22 protein-coding genes and 1 riboswitch are annotated in these 25,676 nt (G+C 65.5%); of the genes, 14 read left to right on the forward strand and 8 right to left on the reverse strand.

Annotation, left to right across the window (positions count from 1 at the left end; all coding sequences use genetic code 11):
- Positions 1-76: 76 nt before the first annotated feature.
- A complete protein-coding gene (locus QZY03_RS00955; RefSeq protein WP_295577282.1) occupies positions 77-1,441 on the forward strand; it encodes an IS4 family transposase in 1,365 nt (454 codons plus the stop codon).
- A gap of 70 nt (positions 1,442-1,511) precedes the next feature.
- Here the strand turns inward: QZY03_RS00955 and QZY03_RS00960 are convergent, their stop codons facing one another.
- The 6 genes from QZY03_RS00960 to QZY03_RS00985 form a co-directional block, all read right to left on the reverse strand.
- Positions 1,512-1,883: a transcriptional regulator gene (locus tag QZY03_RS00960; RefSeq protein WP_295577285.1), complete on the reverse strand. Its 372-nt coding sequence runs from the start codon at positions 1,881-1,883 to the stop codon at positions 1,512-1,514.
- Complete coding sequence (locus QZY03_RS00965; RefSeq protein ID WP_295577287.1) at positions 1,873-2,181, reverse strand: type II toxin-antitoxin system HigB family toxin; 309 nt, start codon at positions 2,179-2,181, stop codon at positions 1,873-1,875. The genes QZY03_RS00960 and QZY03_RS00965 overlap by 11 nt, the downstream gene beginning before the upstream one ends.
- Before the next feature lie 369 nt (positions 2,182-2,550).
- Positions 2,551-2,934: a type II toxin-antitoxin system VapC family toxin gene (locus tag QZY03_RS00970; protein WP_295577290.1), complete on the reverse strand. Its 384-nt coding sequence runs from the start codon at positions 2,932-2,934 to the stop codon at positions 2,551-2,553.
- On the reverse strand, positions 2,934-3,194 hold the full coding sequence (locus QZY03_RS00975; RefSeq protein ID WP_295577292.1) for a type II toxin-antitoxin system Phd/YefM family antitoxin: 261 nt from the start codon (positions 3,192-3,194) through the stop codon (positions 2,934-2,936). Before QZY03_RS00975 ends, QZY03_RS00970 begins: the two co-directional genes overlap by 1 nt.
- Before the next feature lie 490 nt (positions 3,195-3,684).
- Entirely contained in the window at positions 3,685-4,521 is an 837-nt protein-coding gene (locus QZY03_RS00980; RefSeq protein WP_295577294.1) for an SWIM zinc finger family protein, read from the reverse strand.
- A gap of 2 nt (positions 4,522-4,523) precedes the next feature.
- Positions 4,524-7,628: a DEAD/DEAH box helicase gene (locus tag QZY03_RS00985; RefSeq protein ID WP_295577296.1), complete on the reverse strand. Its 3,105-nt coding sequence runs from the start codon at positions 7,626-7,628 to the stop codon at positions 4,524-4,526.
- Between the two features lie 438 nt (positions 7,629-8,066).
- Here QZY03_RS00985 and QZY03_RS00990 point away from each other — a divergent pair, with 438 nt between their 5' ends.
- From QZY03_RS00990 to cobJ, 12 genes are all read left to right on the forward strand, one after another.
- Positions 8,067-8,486, forward strand: coding sequence for a hypothetical protein (locus QZY03_RS00990; protein ID WP_295577298.1), 420 nt, complete (start codon positions 8,067-8,069; stop codon positions 8,484-8,486).
- A 187-nt stretch (positions 8,487-8,673) separates the two neighbouring features.
- Positions 8,674-9,114, forward strand: a complete 441-nt coding sequence (locus QZY03_RS00995) for a hypothetical protein (protein WP_295577300.1) — start codon at positions 8,674-8,676, stop codon at positions 9,112-9,114.
- Positions 9,063-9,524: a tetratricopeptide repeat protein gene (locus tag QZY03_RS01000; RefSeq protein ID WP_295577303.1), complete on the forward strand. Its 462-nt coding sequence runs from the start codon at positions 9,063-9,065 to the stop codon at positions 9,522-9,524. The genes QZY03_RS00995 and QZY03_RS01000 overlap by 52 nt, the downstream gene beginning before the upstream one ends.
- A gap of 363 nt (positions 9,525-9,887) precedes the next feature.
- Entirely contained in the window at positions 9,888-10,484 is a 597-nt protein-coding gene (locus QZY03_RS01005; protein WP_295577306.1) for a Uma2 family endonuclease, read from the forward strand.
- A gap of 44 nt (positions 10,485-10,528) precedes the next feature.
- A riboswitch (cobalamin riboswitch) is annotated at positions 10,529-10,751 on the forward strand.
- Positions 10,752-10,990: 239 nt separating this feature from the next.
- The gene (cobM, locus tag QZY03_RS01010; protein WP_295577307.1) at positions 10,991-11,821 is read left to right on the forward strand and encodes a precorrin-4 C(11)-methyltransferase; all 831 of its coding nucleotides are present in this window, start codon (positions 10,991-10,993) and stop codon (positions 11,819-11,821) included.
- 276 nt (positions 11,822-12,097) lie between these two features.
- A complete protein-coding gene (locus tag QZY03_RS01015) occupies positions 12,098-12,910 on the forward strand; it encodes a sirohydrochlorin chelatase (protein WP_295577309.1) in 813 nt (270 codons plus the stop codon).
- Positions 12,911-12,961: 51 nt separating this feature from the next.
- A complete protein-coding gene (locus QZY03_RS01020; RefSeq protein ID WP_295577312.1) occupies positions 12,962-13,327 on the forward strand; it encodes a four helix bundle protein in 366 nt (121 codons plus the stop codon).
- A gap of 30 nt (positions 13,328-13,357) precedes the next feature.
- Positions 13,358-14,062, forward strand: a complete 705-nt coding sequence (locus tag QZY03_RS01025; protein ID WP_295577315.1) for a precorrin-8X methylmutase — start codon at positions 13,358-13,360, stop codon at positions 14,060-14,062.
- Positions 14,059-15,204 (forward strand): cobalt-precorrin-5B (C(1))-methyltransferase, encoded by a 1,146-nt coding sequence (locus QZY03_RS01030; protein WP_295577317.1) that lies wholly within the window; start codon positions 14,059-14,061, stop codon positions 15,202-15,204. The genes QZY03_RS01025 and QZY03_RS01030 overlap by 4 nt, the downstream gene beginning before the upstream one ends.
- Positions 15,197-16,498, forward strand: a complete 1,302-nt coding sequence (cbiE, locus tag QZY03_RS01035; RefSeq protein ID WP_295577319.1) for a precorrin-6y C5,15-methyltransferase (decarboxylating) subunit CbiE — start codon at positions 15,197-15,199, stop codon at positions 16,496-16,498. The genes QZY03_RS01030 and cbiE overlap by 8 nt, the downstream gene beginning before the upstream one ends.
- Before the next feature lie 374 nt (positions 16,499-16,872).
- Positions 16,873-18,933 (forward strand): precorrin-2 C(20)-methyltransferase, encoded by a 2,061-nt coding sequence (gene cobI, locus QZY03_RS01040; protein ID WP_295577321.1) that lies wholly within the window; start codon positions 16,873-16,875, stop codon positions 18,931-18,933.
- Positions 18,926-19,882 (forward strand): precorrin-3B C(17)-methyltransferase, encoded by a 957-nt coding sequence (gene cobJ / locus QZY03_RS01045; protein ID WP_295577323.1) that lies wholly within the window; start codon positions 18,926-18,928, stop codon positions 19,880-19,882. The genes cobI and cobJ overlap by 8 nt, the downstream gene beginning before the upstream one ends.
- A gap of 125 nt (positions 19,883-20,007) precedes the next feature.
- Here the strand turns inward: cobJ and QZY03_RS01050 are convergent, their stop codons facing one another.
- A complete protein-coding gene (locus QZY03_RS01050) occupies positions 20,008-21,333 on the reverse strand; it encodes a hypothetical protein (protein WP_295577325.1) in 1,326 nt (441 codons plus the stop codon).
- 477 nt (positions 21,334-21,810) lie between these two features.
- On the opposite strand from QZY03_RS01050, the gene QZY03_RS01055 reads away from it, so the two are divergent.
- Positions 21,811-23,499, forward strand: a complete 1,689-nt coding sequence (locus tag QZY03_RS01055) for a thiamine pyrophosphate-binding protein (protein WP_295577327.1) — start codon at positions 21,811-21,813, stop codon at positions 23,497-23,499.
- A gap of 201 nt (positions 23,500-23,700) precedes the next feature.
- Here QZY03_RS01055 and QZY03_RS01060 read toward each other — a convergent pair whose 3' ends face one another.
- Positions 23,701-25,152 carry a thrombospondin type 3 repeat-containing protein gene (locus QZY03_RS01060; protein WP_295577329.1) on the reverse strand — a complete coding sequence of 484 codons (1,452 nt, stop codon included), beginning with the start codon at positions 25,150-25,152 and terminating at the stop codon, positions 23,701-23,703.
- Positions 25,153-25,676 lie beyond the last annotated feature (524 nt).

Here is a 25,676-nt window from a genome sequence, read left to right on the forward strand (position 1 = left end):
ACCAGCCCTTTAAAGGTGCTAGCAAAATACTGTAATATAAGGAGATCTTTAACATCGTACGCGTGCTAGACCGACTATGTTTGGTGAGATCCTTCAGAAGTTTGCCGAGAAGAGCCCCGCCACCGTCATGGTGCGCGCCCTGCTAGAGCAGGTGCTGAACCCCGAGAAACTGGACCGATGGTTCGAAACCACACGCCAGACCCAGTACACACGCAACATTTTGTTCTCGTCGCTCGTTGGGCTGATGCTGCAAGTCGTGTGCAAGACGCAAGCGAGCGTTCACGCAGCGTACCGCAACGTCAACATCGGGGCCTCTATCGCGGCCGTTTATGGGAAACTGCGCGGGGTCGAACTGACCACCTCCGAAGCGCTGGTGGCGGACGTTGCACGGCAGGCACGCGAGTTGATCCACGCCATGAACGGGGCGCGGCCGTCGTTGCTGCCCGGCTATCGACTGAAGTACCTGGATGGCAACTGCCTGGCCGCCAGCGAACATCGTTTGCAAGTGTTGCGCGAGACGGCCGCTGGCCCCTTGCCCGGAAAATCGTTAGTGGTCTTTGATCCACAACTGGACCTGGCCATTGCGACCGTGCTCTGCGAGGATGGGCATACCCAAGAGCGCGCGTTACTGGACGCGGTGCTCGACACGGTCGACGCCAACGATGTCTGGATTGCCGATCGCCATTTTTGCGTCTCCAACTTTCTGTTCGAGATCCACCGCAGGCACGCCTTCTTCATCATTCGCCAGCATGGCAACCTCAGCATCAAGCCATTGGAAAAGTTTAAATTTGTTGGGAAATCCGTGAGCGGCGATGTGTATGACCAAGCCGTTCAATTAACCTCCCCGAGCGGCCAAACCTGGTCGCTGCGCCGCATCACCGTCAAGCTGAAGACGCCGACCCGCGATGGCGAGACGCGGCTCGTGCTGTTGACCAACTTGCCGGCGGCGGTCGCGGACGCCGTGACGATCGCGGACGCGTATCGGCTGCGCTGGGGGATCGAAACGGTCTTTCAAAAACTTGAGAAACACTTCAATTCCGAAATCACCACCTTGGGCTATCCGCCAGCCGCACTGTTCGCATTCAGTTTGGCGTTGGTGGCGTTCAATCTCTATGCCGTGGTGATGGCCGCGTTACGCGTGGCCCATCCCACCCAGGAGGTCGATCAGACCGTGTCGCAGTTCTATCTTGCCAATGAAATCGCGACCACGATGACCGGTCTGACGATTGCGGTACCGGAACACGAATGGGAGCCGCTTGCACACGCAACCCCGGAACAGTTTGCCGGCTATTTGCTCATCTTGGCGCGGTACGTGGATTTGCACAAACTCCGGAAGACCCCACGCGGTCCGAAGAAACCGCCCACCCCACGCACGAAATACAAAGGTCACCCACATGTCTCAACTGCCAAGTTGCTTGCGGGCGTGGAGCCGGACACGTAATGGTAACTTTAAAGGGCTGGGCCCACAATCCCTGCTTACTGTCGGTAAGATGGTCGCTTCGGGCGCCGTGTTATCCACCCCGACCAGACGCATTGGACAGGAGGCTGTCGTATGGGATCTTGAGGCCATGGTGCAGACGTTGCACCATGCGCAGGCTGAGCGAGCGCTTGCGGTTCAGCACCTCCGAGACGCGTCCGCTCGATCCAATGAAAGGCTCCAGGTCTTTCGCCGCCAGACCTTGCTGATCCATGCGGAATTTGATGGCCTCCACCGGGTCGGCAGGGCCGATGGGGTAGTGTCGATTCTCGTAAGCCTCGACCAACGTTACGAGCACTTCCATCTCGTCTGCCTCGGGCGTCCCTTCAGATGCTTGGAAAATGGACTCCAGCCGCGCGAACGCGGCGTGCAGGTCTTCGTCATTGCGTATCGGCTTAATAGTCATTTACGGTCTCCGCATCGACACGGTCGTATTGGGCATGGGTTCCCACAAACTTTACCCAGGCGATCCCGGCGCGGTATTGCATTTCAACCACCAACCGGTATTTGTTGCCGGCAATATTGAACACCACTCGACTATTGCCGCAAATGCTCGCATTACGGTATTGATTTTTAATGTCCTGGGGGGAAGCCCACACCGCGTGAGTCGCCTCGTCGTGCCAACTTTCCAGCGGCCCGCGCGCATCGGCATGGGGGGCCAGATCCCAAAACTTCCTCAGCGTGCTTTTCGCGATGACGCGCATGGGGTCATTTTAGCTCCCAAATCAGGAGACGCAAGCTGCTGGGTCGAGTCGGCGGGCAGTTTACCCGTCGACCTGCTCCAACATAAGGCGCTGAAATGTTGGGTGTCGATGGCTGCCGAAACCTGCGGATAGTTGGCGGATAGCGCGGGCCATCGCCAACGGGGGTGGTGAAGACCGGTCGGTCGTTGGGGGGCGAAGGGGGGTTGGGAGCCAGGGGAAAAGGTCGGGCGTATGACCCCGCGACCGGCGTGGCTGCGGCGCTGGCGCGGTCCACGCGCCTGGTACCGACGGCGGACGTGCGCTCGCCCCAAGGCAACGCGCGCTGGCGGGTGTCGTTGGTGCGGGAGATGACAAGGACCGCGCCATGGTCTACAGAATCAGTGCCGTTGAGACAGGTACGGCACTGGTCGCGACCGCCACAGTCTTCTCCAGTGTCGTACCCAGGACCGTGCGTGGCACGTGCCGTGGGTAAGTATCGCCCGCTGGTGGGCGACGATCCAGGGCCCATCGGCAGGAGTTGCCGATGTCCGCGACCGCCCGCCTGTTCAACTTCAGTGCGGCGCCCTGTTCGCCCGTCCTAATAATGCCGGTACGCACCTTGATGGCCAGCGCGTATGAGAATTCCGTGATGACCCACCGCGAAATGAGCAAGGGTTCATCGCCGCATGCGGACAGATAGGTCTTGGCGGCCGGGGTGCCGGCCTCCCGAATCAGGGCGGCCACCAATAATGAGGTATCGAGATAGCGACGCATCAGAAACGCGCGTTGGCCCGCATGTCGCCGACAAGTTGACCGGCATCGGCGCCGATATGCATGGGTTGCCCGTCGACGAATGCGAACAGTTCGGCCAGGTCGAATTGCGGAAGCCGGGCAGCGGGTTCGGCCACAATGCGGGCGATTGCAACACTGCGCCGTGTAATGATGACCTCTTCGCCCGCTTCAACCTGGGCCAACACTGCAGACAAACGCGCCTTCGCCGCCGCCACACTAAGTGTTTGCATAAGTGCCTCCATGACGAGTTGACCATCTGACTATATCATGGCGGGGGTCAAGGTGGTGCGCCGCGACTGCTCCTTGGTCCCCGCTTGTCGGCGGGGGGCGGAACGCGCTAGCGGTTCCGTCATTTCGGTGCTCAGCGCGTAGGTTCCGCTACGCGGACCGGTGTTGGCGCTGGGGTGCTCATGCGTCGCGACGCCCCGCCGGTGCCGACCGGTCCGCACGGCGGACCCCTGAGGCTTGATCGGTTGGGCGCCCTCGATCGTCGTTGCTGTCCCCAGGGACATCTGGGGCGCAGTGAAAGCGAGGTCGCGGCGCGCCGCGGCGGGACGGGGCATTCGCCCCGTCCCGAACGTTTGATCCGTGGCCGACCGTTGATTGGAACCGGCAGGTTCGGAGAAAACGTTTCGGACGGGGCCAATGCCCCGTCCGGCCCATTCTGCCGACCGCCCTGCCTACAACAAGTCCCGATTTCTCTCCCGCACAGGTAAACGGATGTGCAGCCGCCTACAACAAGTCCCGATTCTTCTCTCGCACCCGCTGATAAAGCTCCTCCATCACCGCCACGAATGAACTGTCGCGCTCCCAGAAAGCGGGAAAATCGCCGGCTTTGCGCACCAGGATGGCGGGCACGGCGGCCGGGACGGCCGGCTCGATATCTCCGGGCAGACGGTGCTCGCCGGTCCAGAAGGCGTGATAATCCAGCGGCGCGGGGCCGGTCCGGGGGCGGGTGAAGAAAGACTCCGCGGCGGTGATCGGCGGCGCCTCGTCGCCGGTCAGGGCCGCCAGGGCCTTGCCCAGGGGGGTGGCACTCAGGGCTTGATTGAGCCGCGCGCGGGACAGGCCCCGCAGTTCGAACAGCAGGAAGGGGTCCCGGTCCAGTTGTCCCGCCAGGCGATAGTAGACACCCGCGATGTGCTTGCACGGATTGGCGCCGTCGGGGCAGGAGCAATCGGTCAGGGCGAAATCCTTGCGGCTGCGCGGCAGCAGGTGCAGCTTCACGTCGGCGAAGGCCGCGTCGATGGTGTCGGGCATCTCGTTCATGAGGAGCCGGGCGATCAGCGCCGCGCTGCTGCCCAGGCGGGTGATGGCCTTGTCCCAGTCCTTGGCGGGGATTTGGACCATCTGGATGCGGGTCTGGTAGTGGGGTTCTTTGTAGACCCCGAAGTAGGGGTTGACGTTGCCCCGCACCGTGGCGCTCACCCGTCCGTCGGCGATGGCAAAGGCGAGGATGCGGTTGTCGCCGCTGTAGGCGCGGCCCCGCTGCAGGCGCCCGCTGTCGGTGAAACCCTCCAGCGCCGCGATGAAGCGCTGGCCCCACCAGGTCTTGCCGAGGGTTGCCATGGTCAGTCCACCACCGCGTCGCGGTTCAGGCGGATCAGTGCCTTGAAACGCTCGTTGTCGAGTTGCGTGAGCCAGGACTCGTCGTTGCCGACGATGGCGCCGGCCAGTGCTTTCTTCTCATTGATCATGTCGCTAATCCGCTCCTCCAGGGTGCCCAGGGTGACGAACTTGTGGACGAAGACGGTCTTGTCCTGGCCGATGCGGTAGGCCCGGTCGCTCGCCTGATCCTCGACCGCCGGGTTCCACCAGCGGTCGAAGTGAAACACGTGGTTGGCTCTGGTCAGGGTGATGCCCACGCCGCCGGCTTTCAGCGACAGGACGAAGATCGCGGGCTCGGACTCGGGGTCCTGAAAGGCCGTGATCATGGTCTCGCGCCGGCTGCGTGCGGTGCCGCCGTGCAGATAGTAGGTCGGGTAGTGCAGATCCTGTTTGAGCAGGCGCTCCAGTTCGGCGCCGATCTCGGTGAACTGCGAGAAGATCAGGACGCTGTCGCCCGCCGCCATGGCCTCTTCGAGCATTTCCTGCAGGCGCTGCAGTTTGTGGGAGCGCTCCGGGGTGAAGGCGCTGCCGTCGTGGAGAAACTGTGCCGGGTGGTTGCAAATCTGCTTGAGTTTCATCAGGGTGGAGAGCATCAGACCCTGGCGGGCGATGCCGTCCTTGGCCTCCAGTTCGCTTTCCACATCGCGGACCACGGTTTCGTAGAGAGCCGCCTGTTCCTTGCTGAGATTGCAGTACTGGATGGCCTCCAGCTTGTCCGGCAGGTCGCGGATGATGGCTTTGTCGCTTTTCAGCCGGCGCAGGATGAAGGGCTCCACCAGGCGTTTGAGGGTGGTGGACTGCACCGGGTCGTGATCGCGCTGCACGGGGATTTCAAAGCGTTTGCGGAACCGCGCCTGGGTGTCCAGATAGCCGGGATTCAAAAAATTGAAGATCGACCACAAGTCGGTCAGGCGGTTCTCGACCGGGGTGCCGGTCAGGGCGAGCCGGTGCCGGGCGCGTAGCTTCAGGATCGCCTTGGTCTGCGCCGCGGCCGGGTTCTTGATGTTCTGCGCCTCATCAAGGATGACCCGGTGCCAGTCGCGGTTTCCGAACAAGTGCTGGTCGCGGCGCATCAGGGCATAGGAGGTGATGACCAGGGCCTGACGCGCGGCGTGCTCGGCGAAGGTGCCGGCGTCCTGCATCCGCGTCGGGCCGTGATGGATCAGCACCGGCAACTGGGGGGCGAACCGTTGCACCTCTTTCTGCCAGTTGCCGATGACGGATGTGGGCGCCACCAGCAGGGTGGGGGCGACCGGGGTCCCGTCCGCGCGCTCCTGCACCAGGCGGGCGATGGCCTGGATCGTCTTGCCGAGTCCCATGTCGTCGGCCAGACAGCCGCCCAGACCCAGTTGCTCCAGGAACCCGAGCCAGGCCACACCGCGTTTCTGGTAGTCGCGCAGTTGTGCATTCAGTTGGGGCAAATCCGCGATCGACTCCAGCCGACTGCCCGTGCGCAGGCGCTCCAGCATCGCGGCCAGAGCATCGTCGCGGTCGACCTCGAAGCTGTCGTCGGTGAGGGTCCGCTGGAGGAGATCCTGGACACTCATTTCCGGGGTTTCGTGGCCGTGGCGGCGCCAGAAGGCGAGCATCTCCTGCATCTTGTCGCGGTCGAGCTCGACCCATTGTCCGCGGAACTGCACCAGCGGGGCCTTCGACTCGACCAGTCGCTGCCATTCCTCCTCGGTCACCACCTGATCGCCGATGGCAAGCTGGTAGCGGTACTGCACCAGGTTTTCGAGGTTGAGCCCGCTCTTGCTCGCCGGTGCGCCGGGTCCGGTGCGGGCGGCGGATGAGCGCAGCCGGATCTTGACCCGCCGTCGTCCCTGCGGCGTCCACCAGGCCGGCACCACGACCTTGAATCCGGCGTCCTCCAGCACCCAGGCCCATTCCTTCAGGAAGGCAAAGGCGTCGTCCAGGGTCAGCGCCAGCCCGCGGGGCTCCGCGGTGTCGAGACCGTCCCAGAGCTTGGGAACCATGCGGGCGGCCAGTCCCAGGTTGAGCAGCAGGTGCGTTTCGAAATCCTTTCCCAACTGGCGGTGCCAGGATTTGCGGTGCGTCGCGGACTGGGACCAATAGTCGGCCAGCGCCAGACGCTGCGACGGGTCATCCTTGGGGACGGCGACGAAGTGCAGGGTCCAGTCGTCCGGCACGTCGGCAGCCGGCTCCACGAGTTGAAACCCCAGGGTGAAGGCGGCGTCGCGTTCGGCGCCCTGGATGCGCGAACGCCACTGCCGCCATTGCTGGTAGGTGTCCAGGCTGATGCCGGACTTTGTCGACCGCGTGGGCGCGAGGCAGGCGGCCAGGAAGGTCAGATCCACCTTTTTCGCGAACACGGCCGGCCATGGTGTTTGCCGCAGTATCTGATCGAGCAGCACCTCGGCGCAGTGGCGCAACAGGCTATCCGCATCCGGCCAGCCATCCAGCCCGGCGGCGCAGGCCGCGGGCATCCGCGTGCAGGCGTCGCTGATGAAGCGCTCATAGTGCTCGGACGCCCAGTCCCAGGCGCCGGCGATCTCGAGCGGCGGGACCGTGCGCTTGCCTTTGGGCCGGGCCGGTTGGCGGACCACCAGCGCGGGCAGATACTGGTCACGCACCAGGAGACGTTTGAGCTCCTGGGTGAACCAGTACCAGAACAGGAAGTCGCCGCCGGGCTGTATCTCCCCGCCCCGATGGAAAGCCAGAAAATGGATGTCGCTCAGTTGCTTGATGGGGCGGTCCAGCCGCAGACAGTCCACCTGCCAGCGCTGCAAGGTCGCCGGTGCGTCGACGCTGTCGTCCGACCAGTACCGTGCCAACGGCGGCGACGGCAGGGGCGAATCCGCAGTGCCCGGTAGCTGGAGCGTGCAGCTCACCAACGCGTCGTCGAGCGGCGACACGATGGCCTGCGCACCCAGAGCCTCGATAAAGGTCGGCCAGTCCGCGCGGGTCAGGTGAAACGGATGAACGGAAACGCCGTCACTGCGCCGTGCGGTGCTGCGCTCCAGGGTTTCCGACCAAAGCATGAAGGCCCCGGCCTGGACGAAGGCGTCGGTGACCTCGGGTAACCAGAAAGCGTGCAGGATCTGCATGGATGTCGGAAAATCGGCAACTAGGGCGGTGACGAACGCGGCTGGTTCCCGCCGCGGCGCGGTCCCAGCCCGTGAATGCTTGTAGTGTATCCGCTGGCGCCCCGGAGGCTCCAGCCTCGTCAGGGTCGACTTCCTCCAGTCTCGCCGAAGTCGTTGACCGCATCCAGGCGCCCCGGAGGCTCCAGGTCAGGGTCGACTTAGCTGGGATCTTGGCGCATTATGTGTAGGGTTGCGCTTACAGTACGGGGCGCAACACCCGGTGCGCTGGACCACCAGCGCGGTCGATCACCCCCTCAGCGGACGCCTGTTGTATAGCCTTCGTACCTGATACCCAGACAGACCCTTGTGTAGGGCGGGTTTGAAACCCGCCCCTACATCCGGTTATCACGTTCGACAGCGATAGCGAACCTGGGCGTTCGCCCATGCCCGGAGCCAGCGATGAAGCGGATCCTCGTTTCCACCCTCACCTTACTGCTGCTTGGCAGCGGTTGCCTGCACGCGGAAGGCGTCAACAAGGCGATTCACTTTCAGAAGGGAAAGACCTCGGCCACCATCTCGGGGATTGTGGTGCGGGGCGATACGGATCGCTATACCATCGTGGCGAAACAGGACCAGACCATGACGGTCGCGCTCACCTCAAAGGAAAAGAACGCGGCCCTGACGATCTATGCGCCGGGATACAGCGTCACCCAAGAGGACGGTGTCTCCATCATCGCGGGGGAGACGCTCGCCGGGGCGGGGGAGGGCGAGGACGCCGCGGGTTGGAGCGGAATCCTGCCGGCCTCGGGCAAGTATCTCATCGACGTGGGCGGTACGCGCGGGAATGCCTCCTATAAGATGACAGTGACGATTCAATGATGACGGCAGACCACAGCACGAACCCGACCGATCTCACCAGCGGATCCAGCCGGACGGCGGGCACCTCTCACCGGACCGGCACGGGGCCGTTCTGGAGTCGATTCTGCGTAGCGACGCTGAGGCCACCGCCGGGCAGCCGCTCCTGGCGGCCGTCCTGGACGTACTTGCCTGGAGTGGTCCTGCTCCCATGGGTCGCGAGCTGCTCGCCGCCCTGGTCGACACCGAGGACGGTGCCGAACTCTCCGCCGCGCTGGATCTCGGCACCGCGCTGCGCATCATCCGGCCGGTACCGGAAACCACCCGGTATGCCCTGCACCAGCAGATCGGGGCGGCCCGCCGCGCGCAGGCCCCCATCGCCGATCGCCCCGACTGGGCGGCGCAACAGTGCACGCGGGTGATCGCCTGGTTCAGCACCCTGCTCGGTGACCCGCAACAGGTGTCGCGCTTCGAGGCCGAACTGGACCATCTGCGTGAATGGCATGACCACGCGGTGCGCTGTGCGCCAACGCTTGCCGCCCCCCGACTCACCTGGCTGCGCATCTATGCCATCCGGATACCGCCAGGTCGCTCGGCAACGTGGCCAACTACGCCGCCAACCTCGACGACGCCTTGCGCGCGTTGGAGCTGACCGAGCAGTCGCTCGCCATCCGCCGCGGACTCCATGGCGACCGGCACCCCGACACGGCCATGAGCCTCAACACCTTGGCCACCTATGCCGACGCACTCGGCGATCAGCAGCGCGCGCTGGATCTCGCCCAGCAGGGGCTTGCCATCCAGCACGAACTGTTCGGCCTGCGACACCCGGCCACGGCCAAGTGTCTGCACAACACGGCGGGTTATCTGTTGAAGCTCGGCAAGACGAACGAGGCCTATACGCAGGCCCAGGCGGCCTATGATCTCTTCCGGCAACTCATCGGCACCAAGCATCCGCAGACCCTGAGCACCGCCAAGCTCATCTGCCGGATCAAACGCCCCGGATTTCGCCTCCCCTCGCTCAGAAAGGGCGGTGGCGGCAAGAAGGCAAAGCCGCGGAAATAGGCGATTGGCTGTCTTGCTGTGCAAGTCAGACGGTGCCCCGTGGGAGCGGCCTCCGGCCGGGCTTTGATCGTAATCCCGGCCAGCGGCATGCGTAGTCAGGGCTTCCAGCCCTGAGGGTGTCAGGCCAGGATGGCCTGACTACGCACCTGGCGAGCCCAAGTGGCCGGAATCTTGATCAAGGCCTCCGGCCGCGATGCGCTGCCGCTGCGAACCGGGATGCTCAAGGGGATCCCGCGAGGCCCCATCGCGGCCGGAGGCCGCTCCCACGGGGGCGGAGCGCTGATCCGCGTGATGGGCACCCTGGCATCTGGGTCCGCGGAATGCTGTAATCGGGTTCTGGTTCCACCCTAGCGGAGTGCCGCGATGTCCAATCTTGCCGAGGTTCCGTTCATCAGCGTCGATGACTACCTGGCCGGCGAGACCCTTGCTCAGGTCAAACACGAATACGTCGATGGCGAGGTCTTCGCGATGGCCGGGGCGACCGAGCAGCACGTCACCATCGCGGGCAATGTTTTCGCGATGCTGCGCGCCCATGTCCGCGGCGGACCCTGCCGCGTCTACATGGCGGACATGAAGCTCCGGGTCGAGGCGGCGCGCGCCTTTTTCTACCCCGATGTCTTCGTCACCTGCGACCCGACGGACGGCGCTCGGCCGCTCGTCAAGGAGCGTGCGCGGGTCGTCATCGAGGTCCTGTCCGACTCCAGCGAGGCCTATGACCGGGGTGGCAAGTTCGCGTCTTACCGGCAACTGCCGACGCTCGAAGAGTATGTGCTGATCGACTCGCGCGCCCCGGCGATCGAGGTGTTCCGCCGCCATCCGGAGGGCTGGATGCTGCAATCCGTCCCCGCGAACGGCCCGCTCTGTCTTCACACGCTGGGCTTCGAGTGCGCCTTCGATGCGGTCTATGAGGACGTGCGCTTTCCGGCCGCGCCGACGGAGCAGCCGGAAGAGCCCTGGTGAGTGATCGCACCCGGCGGCTTGCCTCACCCCCGGTCGCGGGCTTATCCTGCGGCGTCGCTTTGGGTGCCCCGCGGTGCGACCGCATCAAGGGGTGAAACGGGAAGTCCGGTGAGGTCGTGCGCTTTCGGCGCCCGATCGATTCCGGCGCAGCCCCCGCTGCTGTGAGCCTGACGGGACCGCCACATGCCACTGCGCCGACGCGTGGGAAGGCGGCGGAACCCCGGATGACGGCGAGCCAGAAGACCGGCCCGACGCGTGAACTGGTGTGAGCCCCGGGGTGGGGCTTGAGCCGATCGGGCCATCCCGACCGCCCTGCGGTGCGGAATTGGCCCTGTTAGCCGCGACGACCGTCGCCGGTGTCCCCCCGAGTGTTCCCGGGCGGGGACAGGCGGGCGGGCATCGACCATCCCCTGACTTGCACCTCGTGTTGTCCGCACGCTACGAGGTCAATCGCTATGCATATGGTCGTCGTCGATCTGCCCGCGCGCGCCTGAGGTCGCGCCGACATGGGCCGCATATGGTTCGTCGGCGCCGGACCGGGAGATCCGGACCTGATCACGGTCAAGGGCCGGCGCCTGGTGGAGCAGGCCGGGGCCATTCTCTATGCCGGCTCATTGGTCGATGCGGCGGCGACCCGCTTTGCACCCGCCGGGTGCCGGCTGGAAGACTCCAAGGCGATGACCCTGGAGGAGATCAGCGCCTGGCTGATCGAGGCCGCCGGCCGCTGTGACACCGTGGTGCGCCTGCAGACCGGCGATCCGGGGCTCTACGGTGCATTGACCGAGATGGCGCGTCCGCTGGATGCGGCCGGCATTCCCTGGCAGGTGGTGCCGGGGGTGACCTCGGCGATGGCCTCGGCGGCAGCGGCCGGGGAGAGCCTGACGCTGCCCGAGGTTACTCAGACGGTGATCCTCACGCGGGTGGCCGGCCGGACCCCGATGCCGGCCGGGGAAGATCTGGAGTCGCTGGCCGCGCACCGCGCCACCCTGTGCATCTATCTGTCCGCGACCCTGCTGCCGCAGGTGCAACGGGCGCTGCGCGCCGCCGGCTGGCCGGCGGAGGCGCCGATTCTGGTGGTACAGAAGGCGAGTTGGCCGGACGCCGAGCAGATCGTCCGCGGCCGGCTGGACGACATCGATCAGCGCTGTCGCGCGGCCGGTGTCGACGCCCAGGCGATGATCATCGCAAGCCCGACGCTGGGCGCCCGCGACTGGGCGGAACTGACACCATCCAAGCTCTATGACCCGAGCTTCGGTCACCGTTTCCGGCGCGCCGCGGAACCGGGGTTGGCGGGCGGTACCGGAGCAGGGCTATCGTCCGCAAATGAATGCAAGTGAATTCGCAGGCGGGCCTTGGTCATCGGTTTTTGCCGGGGCACTGGGACGAAACTTTGATCCACAGATGACACAGATGAACACAGATGAAGAAATGCATCTGTGTTCATCTGTGTCATCTGTGGATAATTCCGGGCAATCGCTTTGGCCGGAGCGGCGATCCGTGCTTTTGGCTGAAGCCTTAGACTCCTGAAGATACGGCGCTGGTCGGAATGATGATAAAGACCCTGTGCGACTAAAGACCCTGTGCGACTTTCGTTTTAATCGATCGATTTCAATATGAACGACACCACCGTCTTGCTGGTCGGCCACGGGTCCCGTTTCCACGGCGGCAACGCGGAGACCTTGCAGTTCGCCGATCAGTGGCGGGCGCGCCATCCGGACTGGCGCATCGTCACCTGCTTCATTGAATATGACGCGGTGCTGCTGGACGCCGGGGTGGATCAGGCCGTCCGCGGTGCCCGCCGGGTGTTGGTGGTGCCCTTTATTCTCAACGCGGCCGGGCACGTCAAGATGGAGATTCCGGCGGCCATCGCGGCCGCGCGTGAGCGGCATCCCGACGTGACCTTCGCGTACGGGCGCCACCTCGGGATGGGGCGCGACATCCTGGCGGTGCTCCAGGGCCGGCTCGATGGACTGATGGCGGACCTGGCCATGCCCGACCCCCGCACCACCGGTGTCATTCTCCTGGGGCGGGGCTCGTCGGACGCGGGCGCCAACGGCGAACTGGCCAAGATGGCGCGCTGGGTCTTCGAAGGCAACGATCACGATCTGGTTGACCTGGCCTTTACCGGCATCACCTGGCCGCGGCTGGAAAGCGTCGTCCAGCGCCAGGTGCGTCTGGGGATGACCCAGATCGCGATCGTGCCGGTATACCTGTTCGCCGGTCGTCTGACCGAGCGGATCGCCGCCCAGCTTGAGCGCCTGCGCACCCTGTATCCGGGCATCGCCTTTGCCCTGGGGGAGCACTTCGGGTTCGATGAGGGTATCTTCAGTCTGCTGGATGCCCGGGTGCTTGGCCTTGAGCTCCCCGCGGGGACCCTGGAGTGTGACGGGTGCAAATACCGCGAGGCGGCGGAGGGGAAAGTATGAAGTATGAAGTATGAAGTATGAAGTATGAATTATGAATTATGAAGGGGATGTATGAATGATGGGGGTGGTGGGGCGGGGGATTTGCGGGGGCGGACTAAAGCGTTTGCCTTGCGGGTGATTCGGCTTTACACGGCGTTGCCGCGGCGGGTGGATGCGCAGGTGATTGGTAAACAGGTGCTGCGGTCCGGAACATCTGTTGGCGCAAACTACCGTGAGGCTTGGCGTGCCCGTTCCCGCGCGGAGTTCGTGTCCAAGCTCGGCGACTGTCTCAAAGAGCTTGATGAAACCGCCTATTGGCTGGAACTGCTCAGCGAATCCGGAATTGTCCCCGCGGACCGCCTGGACAACCTTCACGACGAACAGCAAGAATATCGCAGTATATCCAAGGCCCCATGCCTCGCCCTTCTTCTTTCATAATTCATAATTCATACTTCATAATTAAAGAAAATGATCTGTAGCTACCCCCTCACCGAGCAAAACACCCCCGCCGGCCGCACCATCGAGCACGCCTCCTTCGCCATCATCGATGCGGAGGCTGCTCCTCATGCCTATGAGCCTGACCAGTGGGCGATCGTGCGGCGGATGATCCATGCCGGCGCGGATTTCGAGATGAACGGGCTGACGGTTTTTCATCCGCGGGCGGTCAGCGCCGGGTTAGGAGCGTTGCGGCAGAGCGGAGCGCCGTTGGTCGCGGATGTGGGCATGATCCTCGCCGGACTTGCGCCGACTCGACTCCAGCGGTTCGGCGTGCGGCCACATCAGTTCATCGCCGATGCGGACGTGATCGACGCGGCGCAGATCCAGGGGACCACCCGCGCGGTGCAGGCGATGCGCAAGGCGCAGCGGCTGGGGTTGCTGGACGGCGCCATCATCGGTATCGGCAATGCCCCGACGGCCTTGATCGAACTCCTGCGGCTGATCGAGGAGGAGGGCGCGCGTCCGGCCCTGGTGATCGGCATGCCGGTGGGTTTCGTGGCGGCGGCCGAGTCCAAGGCACTGCTGGCGGCGGTCAGCCTGGTGCCCTGGATCACGGTGCAGGGGCGTAAGGGCGGCTCGACCCTGGTCGTCGCCGCCATTCATTCCCTGCTGGCGCTGGCCGAGGCTGACGGCGGCGCCGCGTCGGGGCCGCATCCGGCTGCGTCGCCCCCTTGAGCGCCGGTCATGCGACCCCACCCGGGCCCCGCAAAGGTGAGCCGCGACGTCGCCGTGGTGATCGGACCGGGTTCACCACCGGTGCCAACGCGGCAGCAGCGGCCACTGCCGCCACCTTGGGACTGGTGCTGGGCCGGGTGCCGCAGAGGGTGGATTGCCTGTTGCCCAACGGCCGGCGGGCGGTCTTCACGATCTGCGACGGCCGGGTGGATGGCGACCTGGCCCATGCGGTCTCGATCAAAGACGCGGGGGATGATCCGGACGCCACCAATGGCGCGCATCTCACCGCCGATGTGCGCCGGATCGCGGGCGGTGGGGCGGAGATTCTGCTCCATGGCGGTGCGGGCGTCGGCGTCGTGACCCGGCCGGGCCTGGGGCTGGCGGTCGGAGCGGCCGCGATCAACCCGGTGCCGCGGCGCAATATCACCGAGAACGTCCGGGCGGCCGGTGAACCGCTGCTGGCGCTGGGTGACGGGCTGGAGGTGACCCTCTCGGTGCCGGGCGGCGCGGCCATGGCCCTCAAGACCCTGAACGCCCGTCTGGGTATTCTGGGCGGCATCTCCATCCTGGGCACCACCGGGATCGTGCGGCCCTATTCGACCGCCGCGTTCCGCGCAAGCCTGGTGCAGGCGGTCCGGGTGGCCGCCGCACAGGGTGAGACCACGCTGGTCTTTACCACCGGCGGGCGCACCGAGCAGGCCGCGATGGGCGCTTTTCCTGACGTGGCGGAGGTCTGTTTCGTGCAGATGGGCGACTTCGTGAAGGCCGCCTTCACCGCCGCGGTGCGGCACCGGATGCAGCAGGTGATCGTCGGCGCCATGGTGGGCAAGCTGACCAAGATCGCCCAGGGTCTGCCGGTGACACACGCCTGGCGCGCCTCGCTGGACCGCGACCTGATCGCCGAGGTCGCCGCCGAGGTCGGGGCCCCGCCCGACCTGGTGGCGCAGATCCGCACGGCCGCGACCGCCCGTTTTGCCGCCGAGCGTCTGGCGGCGATCGGCCTGGCCGCGGCCCTGCATCAGGCGCTCGCCCGCCGGGCGATGGCGAGCCTGCGGCGCCTGTACCCCGGCCCCCATCGGCTGAGCGTGCTCGCCTGCGACTTTGACGGCCAACCCATTGCCACCGTGGCGGAAGATGACTGAATCCTGCACCTTGATCGGCATTCTGGACGACGGCTGGCCCGGCCTGACGGACACCGCCCGCATCCGACTGGCGCAAGCGGGCTGCGTGATCGGCGCCACCCGCACCCTGAATCTGGTCGCTCCCCATCTGGCCCCCGGAGTCCGACAACTGGCGATGGACGGTGCTCTGGCCCAGGTTCCGGCCTGGGTGTCCGAGGCCCAGGCGCACGGGCTGCCGGTGGTGGTGCTCGCCACCGGCGACCCCCTGTGTCACGGCATCGCCGGCCGGCTGACGGCTGCCCTGGGGTCGGCGGCGATCCAGATCCTGCCGGCCGCCTCGACGGTGCAACTCGCCTTCGCCCGTTTCAAGCGTCCCTGGCAGGATGCCCGGATCAGCTCCTGCCACGGCGCGGCATCCGGTGACTGGTCGCTGGGCGACACCCCGGCGCATGGCCTCTACCGGGTGCTGCGGGCGGTCGCCCGGCACCCGGTGGTGGCGGTCTTCACCAGCCCGGCGAACGGGCCGGACCGGATCGCCCGCGCGCTGCTGACCCTGGGCTATGGCGATGAGATCCGGCTGTCGGTCGCCGCCCGGCTCGCGCGACCGGACGAGGTGCTGTTCCCGGATCTGACGCTCGCGCAGGCCGCCGGGCAGCGTTTCCCGGAGCCCAATATGCTGATTTGCGAGCGTTCCGAGCCCCCCACGGCGGACGATGCGGTTTGCGGCCTGGATGACCGCCGGTACGCCCGACAGGGCGGCGGCGACGGCGATCAGACCGGCTTGATCACCAAGCTGGAGGTCCGCGCCGTGACGCTCGCGCGGCTGGCGCTGCGCCCGGACAGTGTCGTCTGGGACATCGGCGCCGGCTCCGGCGCGGTCGGGCTGGAAGCCAGCCGCATCGCCTATGACGGCCATTGCTGGGCGATCGAGAAAAGCGCGGCCCAGGCGGCGGACGCCCGCGCCAACGCGCGGCGGCTGCGCGCCGGCAATTACAGTCTGTTCGAGGGTCGGGCGCCGGACGGACTCGCGGCCTGGCCGGATCCGGATGCCGTCTTTATCGGCGGTTCCGGCGGCGCTTTAGCCGAACTCATCAGGCTCCTGCGCGACCGTCTGCGGCCGGGCGGGCGGCTGGTGATGAACTTCATCGCACTGGAGAACCTGACCACCGCGATGGCCGCGCTGGATCAGGTCGGTCTGAGCTGGGACCTGACCCAGCTCAGTGTCGCCCGCAGCCAGCCCATCCTCGGCTTGCACCGGCTCGTCGCGCTCAATCCGGTGTGGATCGTCACAGCATCAGAAGGAAAGGCTCGTTAATCAGTCAACCAAGGCCATCAGGAATTGCTTTTCGCGTCGTTGTCGTTGTCGTAATCGAGGTTATCGTAGTGTCCCGAATTTTCTTGCACCGAAAATTCCATCGCTTCTCCGGGTCAGGATCGTCGTTCCGGCCACAGATCATCCGGATTCATCCACAGATGACACAGATGAACACAGATGAAGAAATACATCTGTGTTCATCTGTGTCATCTGTGGATGAAATTTCCGCCCTTGCGGCACAGTGGTGGCGCGGGATTCGGTGGACTGCGCTAGCGCTTGTCCAACCTTCTGCTTGAACGACGATCAAGGCATCCGATTGCGAAAAATCCGATTGCGATTACGACAACGACAACGACAACGACAACGACAAAGCAATGAATGAACTTCCGCGCCGTGGCCGCCTGATCGGCTGTTCGCTGGGTCCCGGCGATCCGGACCTCATCACGCGCCGCGCCTGGACCGCTTTGCAGTCGAACGCCCGTTGGATTTACCCGGTCACCGGCCCCGGCGCGGATTCCTATGCGCTGGCGATCGTGCGCCGGGCCGGGCTGCCGGTGCCGCTGGATGCGCTGGCGCTGCACTTTCCAATGACCAGCGATCCGCAGACGCTGGCGCTGGCCTGGACGCGCGCCGGGGTGCAGTGCGCCGAACTGCTGGCCGCCGGGAGGGATCTGTTGTTCCTGGTGGAGGGTGACGCCTCGACCTACTCGACCTTCGGCTATCTGGCGCGGGCGGTGCGCGGGCTGGCGCCCGAGTCGGGATTTGGCCGGCTGGAGGAGGGGGTCGAGGTTGCGGTGATTCCCGGCGTGTCGTCCTATCATGCGGCGGCGGCGCGGGTCGGCGCCCCGCTGGTGGAGGAAGACGACACCCTGGCCATCATGCCGGCCGCTTACGGTATCGCGGTCATCGATCGGCTGATCGATACCTTCGACACCCTGGTGTTGCTTAAGGTTAAGCCGCTGCTCGAGCCAGTGCTCGACCTGCTGGAGCGGCGCGGACTGATCGATCATGCCTGCTTCGTCGAGAAGGTCGGCGCCCCGGATGAACGGGTGGTGCGGGCGGTCGCGACGCTGCGCGGCGCATCAGTCGCCTATCTCTCGCTGCTGCTGGTGCGCAATCCCGGACGGGCTCGCGACGTGCCGACACGTGGTGGGAGCCCGCGGGCTCTATCGGCGGTGATAGAGGACGCGGCGCCGCGCATCTCCGCGGGGGCGGAAACGAGCGACGCTGCGCTGACTGAACACGGGGCGGGACGCCACGTCTCCGTTGCGGTCCTGGCCATCACCCGGGCGGGGATCCGGCTGGCGGGAACGCTGGTGCAGCGTCTGCCCGGTGCTCATCTGTATGCACCGGACGCACTGGCCGCGGCGGCTACGGCGGCGGCCCCCGGCGCCTGCACCTGCTACAGCGGCCCGACCCGCGATCTGCTGCCGACACTGTTCGCGGAGCGCACCGCGATCGTCGCCCTGTTCTCGATCGGCGTGCTGGTCCGGCTGATCGCCCCGCACCTGCGCGACAAGTACCAGGACCCCGCGGTGGTCGCGCTGGATGAAACCGGACGCTTTGTCATTCCGGTGCTCAGCGGTCATCTGGGCGGGGCCAATGCCTTAGCGGGGCGCATCGCCGCCGCCCTGGGAGCGACGCCGGTCCTGACCACCGCCTCGGATTGCGCCCGGACGCTGGCGGTCGACCTGCTGGGGCGCGAGTTGGGCTGGACCCTGGACGCCAGTCCAGAGGAGCTGCTGCGGGCGAGTGCGGCGGTGGTCAACGAGGAACCGGTCGCCCTGGTGCAGGAGGCGGGAAGCCGTGATTGGTGGACCGGCCATGCCAACGGGCGCGCCGGCCCCTTGCCCGCCAACCTGCACTGCGCGCAATCGCTGGCGGGGTTGGACCTGGACCGCTATCGGGCGCTGCTCTGGATCAGCGAGCGCCCGGTGCCGCTGTCCGCGTTCGCCGGGTTCCGGGGTGCTCTGGTCAGCTACCGTCCGGGGGGCGGAGTGAAGCCGGGCGCACCTGATCAGCGTCCGGCTCCGGCGCCGCGCCTGGCCCTGGGTCTGGGCTGCGACCGGGGCACGTCCGCCGCCACCCTGGAGCGCGCCGTGGCCGAGGCCCTGGCCGCCATCGGCGCCGCTCCGGCGCAGGTCGCGGCCGTGGCGAGCATCGAGCTGAAAGCGGACGAGGCGGGCCTGGCCGAACTCGCCGCGGATCACGGCTGGCAGATCCTGTTCTACAGCGCGGCCCAACTCGCGGCCATCCCCGTGCCCAACCCGTCGGAAACGGTGCGTCGGCACACCGGCACGCCCTCCGTGAGCGAAGCGGCGGCCCTCCTGGCAGCGGGACCCGGCGACGGGTTCCTGCTGCTCGAAAAACACAAGGTGCTGGACTCCCAGGGCAAACATGCCACGGTGTCCATCGCGAGGATCTCCGATGACTGACAGTCCCGTTCGCGGCAAGCTCTTCCTGGTCGGCATCGGCCCCGGCGGTCTCGACCACATGACCGGCCGCGCCCGCGCCGCCATCGCGCAGGCCGATACCCTCATCGGCCATGCCACCTATCTGCGTCTGGTGGCCGAGCTGGTGACGGATCAGGAGGTGGTCAAAAGCACAATGACCCAGGAACTGGACCGGGCGGTCCTGGCCGTCGAACTGGCCCAGGCGGGCCGCACCGTGGCGCTGATCTCATCCGGTGACAGCGGGGTCTACGGCATGGCCGGTCTGACCTTTGAAGTTCTGTTCCAGGCCGGCTGGACCCCGGACACCGGCGTCCCGGTCGAGATCGTCCCCGGCGCCACCGCCCTCACCAGTTGTGCCGCACTGGCGGGGGCGCCGCTGAGCCATGATTTCTGTGCCATCTCGTTGTCCGACCTGCTGACGCCCTGGCCGGTGATTGCCCGCCGGCTGAATGCGGCGGCGGCGGCGGATTTCGTGGTCGCAATCTACAACCCCAAGAGCGGACGGCGCGCCCGGCAGGTCATCGAAGCTCAACGGCTGTTCCTCTGTCATCGCCGCCCGACGACCCCGGTCGCGCTGGTGCACGCGGCTTACCGGTCGCAGCAGCGCGTCGAACTCACCACCCTGGCGGACCTGGGCGCGGGTGAGATCGGCATGTTGACCACCATCCTGATCGGCAACAGCCAGACCCAAGTGCACCACGGACTGATGGTCACCCCCCGCGGCTACACCCAAAAGTACGACCTGCAGGCGGGCACCACCAAAGCCGGCGAACGGGGCGGGCATCCCTTGACCAGCGGACTCGACGGCTGGCTCGCCGAGTTACGCGCCAGTGCGGAGACGGTCACGGATCTGGCCGAGCGCCACGGCCTGCCGGAAATCTATATCGCTGCGGTCCTGGCAGCCTCCGATCCTGCGGCCTGGAGCCCCTGACAGAGGTCGGGATAATCTCGGTGCGTGACACCAGGTTCTGTTCAGGTCCTGTTCGTCGGCTGGGATGCGTAAGTGCAGCCCGGCTTACGCGCAATATTTTCATTCATTTCTCGCTTGCCGGTTCCTCAGGTCACCCAGAAGGTGTTGGCTGCTATACGCAGTGTAACGGACTGATACTGGCGCGTCAGCTGTATTCTGCTTCGGCCCTCAATGGTCCATTTCCCACCCGTCTGGATGGTGATGGTGTTTGGTGAAGCATCCACTTTTTTGAAAATGTACAATTCACCTTCCAAACTCCAATCGCTACCCATACTCAGCACGAATGGACCTGCCGACGCATCGAGCAAAATCAAGCCTCCGCTCTCCTGCTTCAGGATTGACCCATCGTCGGCCTTAGAGTATCTTGACACACCGGTCTGCGAACCGCCGTAGGCTTGAGTGCCGCCGAATTCCCGGATACGACTGCCATGGGTCTCGAATCGCCCGGGGCCGGTGTTGACGATGGTGGCCGGTGTAACGAGTTCGTCTCCCGACTCCGCCTGCATGTAGCAGCCGAAAGCTCTGACTATTCCAAGATTAGTCGAGCTCTCGTTCCTCACGCAGTTGATGACACTGTGTCCGCTGCCCCCGTTATCGTTCCGGCAGATGCTCCAAACCCCATCTAAATGAACCCGACCGTTCCAGGTCGGGCCACAATAGATACCGATCACGTCCTGATCGGGATCGCTCACGTTAGGGTATCCATATCCGGTTCCAACAAAGCCACCATATACCCACAATCTGCTCGTCTTGGCAGGAAGATAATAGCCGCAATGATAGGTGCCGGTGTTGGTGCCGACGAGCGCTACATAGCTGTTGTACGCCCAAATCAAGCCACCCCTGCTCACGCGGATGCCGATACCTTCCGTGATCACATGAAGATCATAAAAAAACGCATTGTTAACCCAATAATTCAGGTCTACTGCGGCCCCGGAGCCCTCGACATAGACAGTGACTCTGGATAGCTCAAAATTCTCGATAACTTGGTAACCGCTTGGATTCCCGATCAGTGCGGCTCTGTTTCCGCGGTAGCGGAACGTAATCTCTGAGATGGCGGCGTTTCTCGTGAACCCCAAGAACACGTCATCCGCCAACCAGATTTCCACCGCTTTGCGATGCGTGCCGACCAGAGTGACCCACTGGGGAAGAGTGATCGATCTGCCGAAGGTACGTAAATCGTAAACTCCGGGAAGAACAAACACCGTAAAGGGAGAAGTCGCGGTCGCGCCAGCCGCAGCAACCGCAAGTGCGTCCTGAATCGTGGGAAACTCACCCCCGTCACCGACGGTGAGCAGCCTGGATGCTGTGTCTGCCATCGCCACCGAGGAGACGGCCCCGGCCATCACCGCGGAAGCTCCGACGGCCAGGCTGGTGAATGCTTTGCGTCTACTGAAATCACAGGTTTCGTTCACGTTACTCTCCGAGCCCAAGAAAACCCACGCAACATCTCACTCTGGACATCCCATCCTGCTTCAAGCAATCCTCTGTACATTGAATGATCAAATAAAAGCGATTGAAAAATGAATAACTACCCGTTTGATAATGATCTGGCATAATCCAAAGCAGGCAGTTGAATCTGCGTGCGACAAGCGTTTCTGTTGAAATACTTTAGGAACATCCCCATATTTCTGAGAGTAATATTAGACGGTGATCTCCTGATGTCAATAGGAGTTCCGTGTGCGGCGTCTTGGCCAAACACTTTCACAGCACGCCGGTAGGATACGGTCGACCTTGGTCATCAACCCGGCCAACTCGCTGCCCGCGCTGCGGTCGGTCCGCTGGAGCTCGCGACCTGATCGCAGGGTCTGCTGCGAACACCGGGGCGGGAAGTGGTCCGGTGCGTCCGGAGTAACGAACGGTTCCAAACGCAACAACGAGGATGCCCCCTCATGACTGCCAGCCCGACCGCATCCCGCTCGCCGACGAGCATCCACAGCGATTGGCCGCGGATCGGCGATTATCTGCTGCTCCGGCTCAAGGAGGCCGGAGTCGACCACTGCTTCGGCGTTCCCGGCGACTATGTGTTGCGGTTCTATGACCGGCTCTGCCGCTCGGACATTCGGCACATCGGCACCACCCGTGAGGACACGGCCGCCTTCGCCGCGGATGGCTATGCCCGCTCGCGCGGGCTCGGTGCGCTCGCCGTTACCTACGGCGTGGGTGCGCTCAATGTGGTCAACGCGGTGGCCGGAGCCAACGCGGAGTCCTCCCCGGTGGTGGTCATCAGCGGCGCGCCGGGGGTGGCGGAGCAGCGCGATGACCCGCAACTGCATCACCGCTTCGGCCCCTTCCGCTTTCAGCGTGAGATCTTCGAGCGCATTACCTGCGCCTGCGCCGTCCTGGACGACCCCTACACCGCCCTGCGCCAGATCGACCGCACCCTGGGTGCCGCCCGCCGCTACAGCCGGCCGGTCTATATCGAGTTGCCGCGCGACCGCGTCGACACGCCCGCTTTCCCGATTCCCCACGAGCCGGAGGAGGAAGCCGGCAGCGATCCCGAGGCCCTGGCCGAGGCGGTCGCCGAGACCCTGGCCCTGGTCGGCCGCGCCCAGGACCCGGTGATCCTTGCCGGGGTGGAACTCCACCGCCGCGGACTTCAGGACCTGTTGGCGGGCTTCGTCCTTAAGGCGCACCTGCCGGTGGCCGCGACCCTGACCGGCAAGTCGGTGGTGGCCGAGCGGCAACCGGGCTATCTGGGTGTCTATGAGGGCGCCATGGGTCCGGAGGGCGCCCGTCGCGTGGTGGAGGAGGCCGACCTGCTGCTGCTCCTGGGCGTCACCCCCAACGATATCGACCTGGGCATCAACACTGCGCGCCTGGACCCGGCGCGCACGGTGCGGGCGGGCCAGGAGGAGGTCTGGGTCCATCGGCATCGGTATCCGCATGTCCACCTGCGCGACTTTCTCGCGGCCCTGACCGACGCCGTCGTGCCGCACCCCGGCCCCTTGCCGGAGGTGCCCGGACCGCTCGGCGCGCCCGACTTTCCGCAATCCGGCCAGCCCATGACCATGGCGCGGATGATGGCCCGGCTCAACGACTTCCTCACCCCCGACATGCAGGTGGTGGCGGACTCCGGCGACTGTCTGTTCGCCTCGGTGGACCTGCGGGTGCATGCGCGCAGCGAGTTCCTCGCCTCCGCTTACTACACCACCATGGGCTTCGCGGTGCCGGCCGCGCTGGGTGCCCAGGTCGCCAACCCGGGGCGGCGCCCGCTGGTACTGGTGGGCGACGGCGCGTTTCAGATGACCGGCACCGAGCTCTCCACCGCTGCCCGGCTGGGATTGGACCCCATCGTCATCATCGGCAATAACCGCGGCTATACCACCGAGCGGTTCATTCTGGAGGGATCCTTCAACGACATCGCCGACTGGCGCTTCCATCGACTGGGCGAGTTGTTTGGTCCACTGCGCGGCTTTGCTGCCGCCACCGAAGACGCCTTCGACGCGGCACTGGGAGGCGCGCTCGCCTTCCGCGACGGCCCGTCGGTGATCGAAGTGGCACTGCGCCCGGACGATTGTTCCGCGGCGCTGACCCGGTTGTCGGAACGCTTGCGGGATGTGGTGCAGCAGAGCGAGTGAGGCGGGTGTTTTTCGGCCGGCCGCGGACAGTCCGCACAGCGGACCCGACGGGAACACCGTGATCGTGGCTTGCTGGGCGGCGGGGAGGCTCCCCAGGAGACCCTGGCCGGCGCTGAAGTCGCGCCGGTCGGTGAGGCGCGCCGTCCCGTCCTCGCTCGACGGTTGGCGCGACCTTGCTCGCGCCAACGACCTGCGCACCGATCACTTGAGGATCGACCGCCAACCCGTGCGGCTGGGCAGGCACTCCCAACAGAACGGCCGATAGTCCGGATCGCAGGCGTTGCCGATGCCGTCTTGGTCCGCGTCGGCTTGGTCCCGATTGGCCGCGAGTGGGCAATTATCCGCGCCATCGGCGACAGCATCCCCGTCGTCGTCGGTGTCGGCCGTGTTGCCAATGCCATCCCGGTCGGTGTCCACGGATTCCGTGGCGTCCAGCGGGAAGGCGTCGTTCGCATCAGGGACGCGGTCGTTGTCGTCGTCCGGGTCGCAGGCGTCGCCCAGCGGGTCGCGGTCGAAGTTGGCCTGATCCGGGTTGGCGAGTTGCGGGCAATTGTCGGTGGTGTCGGGAATGCCGTCGTGGTCGGGGTCGGGATCTTGAATGTGTAGGATCACCAGACGATCCGGGTCCGCGACATAGGCATAGTCCCCCGCGACGGCGACGCTGTTGGCCGTCCCGTCGGTGTCGAAGCCCCCTACCCGCAGCGGGGCGGCGGGGTTGCGGATGTCGATGACCTGCAGGCGGGCGTAGTCATCCGCGACATAGGCATAGTTCCCCGCGATGGCGACGCTTTGGGCAGACCCGTCGGTGTCGAGGCCCCCCACCCGCAGCGGGGCGGCGGGGTTGCGGATGTCGATGACCTGCAGGCCGGCGTCCCGGTCCGCGACATAGGCATAGTTCCCCGCGACGGCGACGCTATAGGCAACCCCGTCGGTGTCGAAGCCCCCCACCCGCAGCGGGGCGGCGGGGTTGCGGATGTCGATGACCTGCAGGCCGGCCCAATAGTCCGCGACATAGGCATAGTTCCCCGCGACGGCGACGCTTCGGGCAGACCAGTCGGTGTCGAGGCCCCCCACCCGCAGCGGGGCGGCGGGGTTGCGGATGTCGATGACCTGCAGGCCGGCGTGCCCGTCCGCGACATAGGCATAGTTCCCCGCGACGGCGACGCCCTCGGCAACCCCGTCGGTGTCGAGGCCCCCCACCCGCAGGGGGGCGGCGGGGTTGCGGATGTCGATGACCTGCAGGCCGGCGTCCCCGTCCGCGACATAGGCATAGTCCCCGGCGATGGCGACGTCCCTGGCCTGCCCGGCGGTGTCGACGTTCCCCACCCGAACCGGGGCGGCGGGGTCGCTGAGGTCGATGACATCCAGCCCGGTGCCGCCGGCAGCGGCATACGCATAGCGACCTTCCACCGCCACCGCTCGGTAAGGCCCCGAGCCCCATTGACCGACCTGCGTCAGGGTTACCCCGGCGAAGAGGTCCACGACGCCGCAGAGAGCCAGTAGACCCAGGAGCAGTGCCGGGACGCGCGGCCGACGGTGGTGCCGACTGCGATCGGGCGCCCCGCGATCGGGGACTGAACCAGACCGGGCCACGGGCAGCGCACTGCCGGTCGAACGCTGATCGGAGGGAACTGGCAGGCGGATGCCGGGCATGGGGAACTCCTTCTCTGTGTCCTTTGTGTCTTTGTGTGAGCAATTGCCGAATGCAAGCTCAAGCGGGCAGCGCGCTGAATACACCCCGGTTTTTATACAAATACACTCTGCTTTTCAACAAACAGATTTAGTCAGATATTGCTCGACTTTCCTCATACTCAAATCAGGAACCTGTTTAATAAAGGTTTTGCTGAACTATAAGGAAATGTTAAGCGACTACCGGGCGCCGCTCCACCAACACGCTTCGCGTTACCAATCGGGCGCACCGCGGCGCGTTGGTGAGCAACTGCGGGCGGTTTGCAGAGGTGGACCCGTGGACGGTCAGCAGCGGTTGATGGTCCGCATAGCGGATGGTCCGCACAGCGGATGGTCCGCACAGCGGATGGTCCGCACAGCGGACCCTACGGACGGCCGCACCCCGTAGGGTCCGCTATGCGGACCGACGCCCGTGCAGATCGCACAGTGGCCGGGCGGGCCGGGCCTTTCGGTAGGATGGGCAGAGCGTGAGCGATGCCCATCCTCAA

The organism is uncultured Lamprocystis sp., assembly GCF_903933125.1.
Lineage (GTDB): Bacteria > Pseudomonadota > Gammaproteobacteria > Chromatiales > Chromatiaceae > Thiodictyon.